Below are 7,867 nucleotides of genomic sequence, written 5' to 3'. Positions count from 1 at the left end.
TTGACGTATGGGCATGATGGGATGATTGCGCTTAAGTCATAGTATAGGCTTTATTCTTCGCTTCTTGTTCCGCTTTTAATTTTCGTAATCGAACTATCCCTGGAGGAGGGTTGAGTTCTTGAGCTTTTTGTTGCTGATGACTCCATTCCAGCCAGTCAGAGATATATTCGCTGACAACTTCTTTGTTGTTTAAGTAGTAAAGGATTGTAGCATAAACTTGATCCAAGGTAATGGTGTAAAAACAGTTAAGAATTTCTTCTGGAGTACGATTACGATAAATGTACTCATACAGAACATTCTCAATGCCCACTCGCGTTCCTTTGATGCGAATATCATCAGGAGCAATAAAATCAAAATAGTCTTCTATTTTCATCAGTTCAAGAATTGATAATTGATAATTTTAAAAGCACTGTTGATCCGGATTCCCCTCAAAGCACTGACAGGGTTCGCAATCGATTCAGCGCTGCTGCTAATTCCAAGGGGCGGAATTGGACTAAATCCCCTTCAGGAAGGAACGTTAGTACATCCAATCCTTCTTCTTCAATATCTTTCATCACCAGATCCAAAATTTCGGATAGGGTCAATCGTTCATCGATATACTTCTCTTTAGCATAAACAAGAGCTTTGGAAATTCCTCTTAACTGACCTACTTCTACAATCTGCTCAACAGCAGATAAATCAATATTTTCTGTGCCAAACCCTACTTCATCTACATCTCGGACTTTCAATTTTACGGCTTTGCGTCCACGACTGGGGTCAATCCCATCGGCTAATGGTACCCGTGGGGTAATAGTGCCAAAGTGTTTCCCGCCTTCAGCGGTGCGTTCGGTAAAGTATTTTTCGGCAATTAACTGAGCCTTTTCGGTGACATCCTGGGGTTGGAAGTTTTCCATGGCAATGACGGTATCGGCTACATCAAAGTAATCTCCACTGCCTCCCATGACTAATATAGTAGAGACACCATACTCGGTATAGAGCTGTTGGACTTTATCAATAAATGGTGTAATCGGTTCTTTATCTTTAGCAATCAGCTCCTGCATACGGCGATCGCGAATCATAAAGTTAGTTGCTGCTGTGTCTTCGTCTACCAACAGTAACTTGGTACCGGCCTCAAGTGCTTCGATAATATTTGCGGCCTGGGAGGTGCTACCACTAGCATTGGTGGTGGAAAATTTTTCAGTAGAGCGACCTTGAGGTAATTGATTAATAAATGGGGAAATATCTACACCAGCAATCCCCCGACCATCTTCAGCCCGAATCTTGACAGCGGTGGGATTGGTGACTACTAATTCCCGTCCATCTCCAGGAATATGATTGTAAACGCCTAATTCAATGGCTTTGAGCACTGTGGATTTGCCATGATAGCCACCTCCTACAATCAAGGTGATCCCTTCTGGGATTCCCATACCGGTAATTAATCCTCGATTGGGACAAGTGAATGCTACTTGAAGTGTCTGGGGAGATTGAAATGCGATCGCATCCTCTTGTAATGGTTTGTCATCCACCCCACTCGACCGTGGCAAAATGGCACCGTTAGGAATAAAAGCAACTAATTCACGGCTTGCCAGCTGTTGACGCAGCCAATCGGCATCTTCCACTGTTTCTACATGATGCTTAATAGCAGCTGGATCGAGGACTTCATACTTAATGGATTGGTCTATAATATCAGGGATATCTTGGCATAGCATTTCTGCGGCCTGACGCCCAGAAATCCGACGACCACGAGCTGGTAATCCTACCACAAACCGGATTTCTACCCCTTCATCACTCACCAAAGCGGAGGTGCGCTCCAGTACTGATTGCCCGACACGGGTAATGGCAATCAAGCCACTATTCCCGGTACCCCGCCGACAGCTCATTTCCCGAGCTACCCAATCAAATGAGCGAGTTAGATAATCCTCTAGGGCGATGGCTCGGCTGTCAGTGCGATACAGCTCACTGGGGAAACCAGCCACTGACTGGGGTAAGTAAACGCGCACTTGGCTAGGAGAGGCAAAGGGGTCTCCCTGAACCCTGTCAATGACTAGAGTGAAATCTGGAAACTGATAGCTACCCTTGATATCTCTGTAGGATTTGTAGCTGCGATCATCGAGTTGTAGGAGTAACGACTCCAATTGATTGCTAGTGGCCATAATTGCAAGCAGAAAATTGCTTGTTAATTGTCAATGGTTACTATACCAAAGGGAACAGGGAACAGGGAACAGGGAGTAGGGAAAAGGGAACAAAAATTCTCACAATTCCTACACGGATTAGTATAGCCAATTGTCAATTAACAAGGGATTGATGACTTTTGAGTGTTGACTACCCTTATGACTATTGAGTAATGACTTAAGCTATCAGCTATCAGCTTATGGGCTACTTCACAGGCTAGAAGCCTGTGCCACCCAGGCTACTTGAGGTGCTTTTGAATAAAACAGCTAACCATTTGTTTAATCTTAGTGAAGTCACAGGCTGGAAGCCTGTGCCACGAAGCTGACCGCTGACCGCTGACCGCTGACCGCTGAATGCTGACCGCTTAAGTTTACTGACTTGACTGCTCTGATAGATTAACTAGACTTAATTCTTGCAGTGATTTTTCCAGAGCAGCGGTTTCCCAATAGAGCTTAATTGCTCCATGAAAGTTAGGATTTACTGTAATATCATCTATAGTATAGACGTTAACAAATCCAAATTGAATTGCTTTGATTACAGCCTTTCTGGGAATCAATTCAACATATTTTTTCAAGTAACCAGCACTTAGATTCAGCGATACATCAATGCGATGATAATTCCCGACATTCACAAACCCAAACATCTTAATATCAATTTCAGATTGTTCATGGAAAACGGCTTGTTGTAGGGTTAAAGCACCAGCTTCAATCAGTTCTTCTATTTGACCGGCGTCTGCCAAGTTTTGCCTAAATAATCCCAGCAGCTTCCCTAAGGTAGCCTCATCTTGATCCTTAAGTACTACTTCTAAGTCTATTCCCAGCTTCTCTTCATTCACAGAGTTTTTGATCAATGCGATCGCACCTTCTCTGAACCCCTGGTCTTGTGGTGGCGTATTCTGGTTGAACAGTAAGCTAGGTTGATCACTGCTTTGCTCACTTCTATCATATCTATCAATTAAGCCAAACTTAAGTAATAGTTTGTCAATACCTAAAATTTGCTTTTGGGCAGCTTGCCATAGCACTGTTCTGAGGTTAGTCCGAAATTCCCCGATTGGATTTAATAACCACCAAGCTTTACGAGACAGAGACTTTTTAGAGAGATGATTACCCTTATTCCATTGATTTTTCAGCTCCTGATCGCTAAGGTAACGGGACTGAAACGGTAAGGAAGAGTCAGGAATAGAGATTAGTAGTTTCCCGGCCTCATAGGTTAAGCCAGGGGTAAAAATTTTATCTATTTTAATTTCAATCTCATGGAGTTGGAAGATACTGGTGGGTTGACCGAGGATGCTTATTTGAAAATATTGGAGAAATTCCCCTACTGCCTCCATTTGTTGTAAGGCTAATTTTTTTACTGACTTAAAGGGAATATTTTTACCGATTTTTACAGATATCTTGTAAACCTGTTCCAATGGTATAATGTTGCTAATCGAAATTTTTCGACGTTGCAATGACTCTATTACTTCCAGGTCATGGTGTTTAAAAATATTGGCAGCATTCTCCTGAAAAAAAAATCGATATTCTTCGTTGTTTGCTGTTATAGTGCGGTTAGGAGTCATATCAAATCCTGGTGCCTTAACGACTTGTTAATTGAAATTTGACGATTGAGACTGGTGAATTGAGACTTGTTAATTGAAATTTGACCAACCCCGAAGACTAATACGTATTACAACCGACAATATTTTACCTATTACAAGTGATATTATAATTGATAATTTGATAATTGATAATTTTTGGTTAACGGTTGACAGTTGACGATACTATAGACTCAACTGTGAACAAAAAAGAGTTGCATCAAGACATGGTGATAGTTAAATCGGTATGGGCTTAAAACTGGACACTGAGCATCAACTGGCAATTCAAAACCACGCAGAGAGCACCTATCCTGAAGAGTGCTGCGGTTTACTATTGGGTAAGCACCGGGGTGAGGTGAAAACTCTGGTTGAAGTATTACCCACACCGAACAACTGGGATAGTGAAGCAGCTGATGCCTATGCTACGGTTGAGGGCAAACCTCAGGGAGATTATAGCAGACAGCGCCGATTTAGCATTGCACCTGAGGTGCTACTGCGGGCACAAAAAGACGCACGCGATCGCAATCTGGATATAATCGGGATCTATCACTCTCATCCAGATCACCCAGCGGTACCTTCAGAATTTGATCGTGCGATCGCTTGGCAGCAATACTCGTATATTATTGTTGCCGTTGAGGAAGGTAAAGCGTGTGACTTCAGAAGTTGGAGCCTGGATGAACACCACCAGTTCCAGCCAGAAGAAACTATCATTATCAAAGGTTAACTGCTGAGTCTTACCGCTTCCAACCCAACATGCCATGTTAAATCCCAATCTAGATGAAATCCAATTAAGTAAAGACGAATACGAACGTTACTCCCGACACCTGATTTTGCCAGAAGTTGGGTTAGATGGACAAAAACGCCTCAAAGCTGCCAGTGTCCTATGTATAGGTAGTGGTGGATTAGGTTCACCCCTATTGCTCTATCTTGCTGCTGCTGGAATTGGAAACCTAGGTCTAGTCGATTTCGATGTTGTAGATAGTTCTAACCTCCAACGTCAGGTAATTCACGGGACGTCGTGGGTCGGTAAACCGAAAATTCAGTCGGCCAAAGAGCGGATTCTAGAAATCAACCCTCACTGTCAGGTAGACCTCTACGAAACCCTGCTGAATTCCGAGAATGCCTTGGAAATCATGGCACCCTATGACATTATCGTCGATGGTACCGATAACTTTCCCACCCGTTACCTAGTCAATGATGCGTGTGTACTTCTGAATAAGCCAAATGTCTATGGCTCTATTTTCCGGTTTGAGGGACAGGCGACAGTGTTTAATTACGAAGGTGGTCCCAACTACCGCGACTTGTTCCCTGAGCCCCCACCACCAGGAATGGTACCTTCCTGTGCAGAAGGAGGGGTTTTGGGCATTCTGCCAGGAATTATTGGCGTGATCCAAGCAACGGAAACGGTCAAAATTATTTTAGGCAAGGGGGATACCCTCAGTGGACGTTTGTTGCTATACAACTCTTTAAATATGACTTTCCGGGAATTGAAACTGGGACTCAATCCAGAACGACCGGTCATTGAGAAGTTGATTGACTATCAACAATTCTGTGGCATTCCCCAAGCTAAAGAAGAGGAAGCCAAACGCCAGATGGATATCAAAGAGATGAATGTCCAGGAGCTCAAGGAACTCATGGATAGTGGTGCGGATGATTTTGTTTTAATTGATGTCCGCAATCCCCATGAGTATGAGATTGCTAAGATTTCTGGCTCAGTTCTAGTGCCATTACCGGATATTGAACAGGGTTCTGGTGTAGCAAAAGTTAAGGAGCTGGTTAATGGTCATCGCTTGATTGCCCATTGCAAGAAGGGAGGTCGCTCAGCGAAAGCCTTGGGAATTTTGAAAGAGGCTGGTATTGAAGGGATTAATGTCAAAGGAGGTATTACTGCCTGGAGTCAGGAAATTGATTCATCAGTACCGCAATACTAACTAAATATATAGCAATTATGGTGAACCAGTCAGGGACATTGCTTATCCTTTTAAGGCAAAAGGCAAAAGGCAAAAGGCAAAAGGCAAAAGGCAAAAGGCAATAGTCAAGAAGGTTTTAACCAGGGAACAGAACTATGTCTTAACCTTGTCTTGGACTGCTATAGGAACTGGATCTGGCCACGGTAACGGGAATTCCATTAGTTGTATTTGGTGCGATCGCAGATGAGTTTGCGATCGCTATTTTATTTACTGGTCACCAATGCTGCTAATTCTGTAGATACTGTCTGATCTCAAAGTATAGTTCAGCACTGATCTCAAAGTTGATCCCTGTCTTGATGCAGTCGCTCATGGGGGAAACCCCCAAGACCGCGCTGCATCGCTGCTCCCTACTCCCTGCTCCCTACTCCCTAAAACCCAGGAATTTATACCTTACCCCATTGAAAAGTGCTATGAATGCTCGATGCGAGTACCCAAAACCTTGAGGAATTCTGCTAGCCACCGGGGATGAGCAGGCCAAGCGGGAGCTGTTACTAAATTACCGTCTACTATTGCTTGATCTACTGGAATGTCAGCATAGGTTCCACCAGCACGGGTAACATCGGGACCACAGGCTGGATAAGCGGAACATTTTTTACCTTGGATTACATCTGCTGCTGCCAACAATTGAGCACCATGACAAATTGCTGCGATTGGTTTGTTGGCTTGGGCAAAGTGCTGCACGATTTTGATCACATCTTGATTGAGGCGGATGTATTCTGGTGCTCGCCCCCCTGGAATCACTAGGGCGTCATAATCTTCAGGATTGATGGCATCAAAGGTGGCATTGAGGGTGAAGTTGTGACCAGGCTTCTCCGTGTAGGTCTGGTCTCCTTCAAAGTCATGAACCGCTGTGCGAACAATGTCCCCAGCTTTTTTGTCAGGACAGACAGCATCAACGGTATGTCCTACCATCTGCAACCCTTGGAAGGGAACCATCACTTCGTAGTCTTCTACAAAGTCACCTACGAGCATTAAGATTTGCTTTCCTGCCATGTTATCACTCCTGTGGTTTGAATCGGAATAGCTCTTGAGCAATCCTAATCTATCAAGGTTCTGAGGTTGTTTGCGTAGCGTGGCCTTTTGGCCAAGGTTGTCTGTCAGAATGAAGAATGAAGAATGAAGAATGAAGAATGAAGAATGCAGAATGAAGAATGTAGAATGAAGAATGCAGAATGCAGAATCTATAATTCTAAATTCTAAATTCTAAATTCTAAATTCTAAATTCTAAATTCTAAATTCTAAATTCTAAATTCTAAATTCTTAATTCTAAATTCTAAATTCTTAATTCAAAAATTGGGATTTAGTGCTCCAACCAAACTGCTAAATCCGTTGCGGTATTAAAATCCAACAACGCTTCACTCAATTCCTCTAATCGAGTAATCGATAATCCCTCAATCTGTTGTTGGAGCACAGGGTCAAGTAAACCTAACCTCAGGGTTAGCAAACGCATCACAATTAATACCGCTTCCTCCTGCTTTCCTCGGTCGAGTCCCTGCTGGAGTCCCTGCTGGATTCCCTGTTGGATTCCCTTTTGGACTCCCTTTTGGATAATATCTTGATAGGTGACTGATTCTTCCATAATTTCCTCCCTCAATAATCGACGGACTAACTCTTTATCAAACCGCAAACCAGCCAGCACATCCACACAAGCTGCTAGGTTTCCCCGTAATGGTTTTTCTTCAATTCTATCCACTTCGGCAACCACTTGCTCTAACAATCGATTAGGGTTATTGCTCCTAGCTAGAGTTGCCAAGGGTAACAGAGCTCGATTGGCTAACAGTGGTTGAGGGTCTTGCTCCCACAGACGAATTATTCGATAACGGTGCCAGGTATTAGTATCCCTAAACTCGTTATTGAATACCAGATCTGAGGTCGTAGATTTTAGGAAAATCACGACCTGGTCAATGGGACATCGGTATTTACGTTGTAATCTGACCCAATAGTCTAACATCCGAAATGGTAGTGGTGGCTCGGATTGGGGTAGGGTTTGAAATTCTAGGTGCAGAATTTGGTTAGTACTTTGCAGTAGACTCAGAGCATCAGCTTGAATTGGTTCAGCACTTAATTCGGTTTTAAGTACCTGAATATCGCGAGGTTCTTCACCCAATAGCCAATGAAAAAACTCCGATGGGTATTCTTCGGCTAAGTATTTACAGATATTATCGTAAGCCAA

Annotated in this window: 7 protein-coding genes; 2 read left to right on the top strand and 5 right to left on the bottom strand. The window is 43.3% G+C overall.

The window, feature by feature from the left end; all coding sequences use genetic code 11:
- Nucleotides 1–31: 31 nt before the first annotated feature.
- The 3 genes from F6K51_RS15230 to F6K51_RS15220 all read right to left on the bottom strand — a co-directional run bounded on the left by F6K51_RS15230 (nucleotide 32) and on the right by F6K51_RS15220 (nucleotide 3,709).
- Nucleotides 32–373 (bottom strand): DUF433 domain-containing protein, encoded by a 342-nt coding sequence (locus F6K51_RS15230; RefSeq protein ID WP_293021468.1) that lies wholly within the window; start codon nucleotides 371–373, stop codon nucleotides 32–34.
- A 55-nt stretch (nucleotides 374–428) separates the two neighbouring features.
- A complete protein-coding gene (locus F6K51_RS15225; protein ID WP_293021466.1) occupies nucleotides 429–2,132 on the bottom strand; it encodes an ABC-ATPase domain-containing protein in 1,704 nt (567 codons plus the stop codon).
- A 389-nt stretch (nucleotides 2,133–2,521) separates the two neighbouring features.
- Nucleotides 2,522–3,709 carry a hypothetical protein gene (locus F6K51_RS15220; protein WP_075896375.1) on the bottom strand — a complete coding sequence of 396 codons (1,188 nt, stop codon included), beginning with the start codon at nucleotides 3,707–3,709 and terminating at the stop codon, nucleotides 2,522–2,524.
- Nucleotides 3,710–3,971: 262 nt separating this feature from the next.
- Here F6K51_RS15220 and F6K51_RS15215 point away from each other — a divergent pair, with 262 nt between their 5' ends.
- Together F6K51_RS15215 and moeB are read left to right on the top strand one after the other, a co-directional pair.
- Nucleotides 3,972–4,448 carry a M67 family metallopeptidase gene (locus tag F6K51_RS15215; RefSeq protein WP_075896373.1) on the top strand — a complete coding sequence of 159 codons (477 nt, stop codon included), beginning with the start codon at nucleotides 3,972–3,974 and terminating at the stop codon, nucleotides 4,446–4,448.
- 34 nt (nucleotides 4,449–4,482) lie between these two features.
- Nucleotides 4,483–5,655, top strand: a complete 1,173-nt coding sequence (moeB, locus tag F6K51_RS15210) for a molybdopterin-synthase adenylyltransferase MoeB (RefSeq protein WP_075896371.1) — start codon at nucleotides 4,483–4,485, stop codon at nucleotides 5,653–5,655.
- A 447-nt stretch (nucleotides 5,656–6,102) separates the two neighbouring features.
- On the opposite strand, the gene F6K51_RS15205 is transcribed toward moeB, so the two are convergent.
- Together F6K51_RS15205 and F6K51_RS15200 are read right to left on the bottom strand one after the other, a co-directional pair.
- A complete protein-coding gene (locus F6K51_RS15205; RefSeq protein WP_075896369.1) occupies nucleotides 6,103–6,687 on the bottom strand; it encodes a DJ-1/PfpI family protein in 585 nt (194 codons plus the stop codon).
- Nucleotides 6,688–6,994: 307 nt separating this feature from the next.
- Nucleotides 6,995–7,867: Rpn family recombination-promoting nuclease/putative transposase (locus tag F6K51_RS15200; protein WP_293021463.1), on the bottom strand; the 873-nt coding region annotated here is incomplete at its 5' end.

Source organism: Moorena sp. SIO3I8, assembly GCF_010692325.1.
Lineage (GTDB): Bacteria > Cyanobacteriota > Cyanobacteriia > Cyanobacteriales > Coleofasciculaceae > Moorena.
Note: the sequence above shows the minus strand (reverse complement) of the source record. Positions and strands in the feature narration are given on the sequence as shown.

Bases quoted from the DNA above. Each gene is read 5' to 3' on its own strand.
- F6K51_RS15230 (WP_293021468.1), bottom strand. From the start codon at position 373: ATGAAAATAGAAGACTATTTTGATTTTATTGCTCCTGATGATATTCGC.
- F6K51_RS15225 (WP_293021466.1), bottom strand. From the start codon at position 2,132: ATGGCCACTAGCAATCAATTGGAGTCGTTACTCCTACAACTCGATGAT.
- F6K51_RS15220 (WP_075896375.1), bottom strand. From the start codon at position 3,709: ATGACTCCTAACCGCACTATAACAGCAAACAACGAAGAATATCGATTT.
- F6K51_RS15215 (WP_075896373.1), top strand. From the start codon at position 3,972: ATGGGCTTAAAACTGGACACTGAGCATCAACTGGCAATTCAAAACCAC.
- moeB (WP_075896371.1), top strand. From the start codon at position 4,483: ATGTTAAATCCCAATCTAGATGAAATCCAATTAAGTAAAGACGAATAC.
- F6K51_RS15205 (WP_075896369.1), bottom strand. From the start codon at position 6,687: ATGGCAGGAAAGCAAATCTTAATGCTCGTAGGTGACTTTGTAGAAGAC.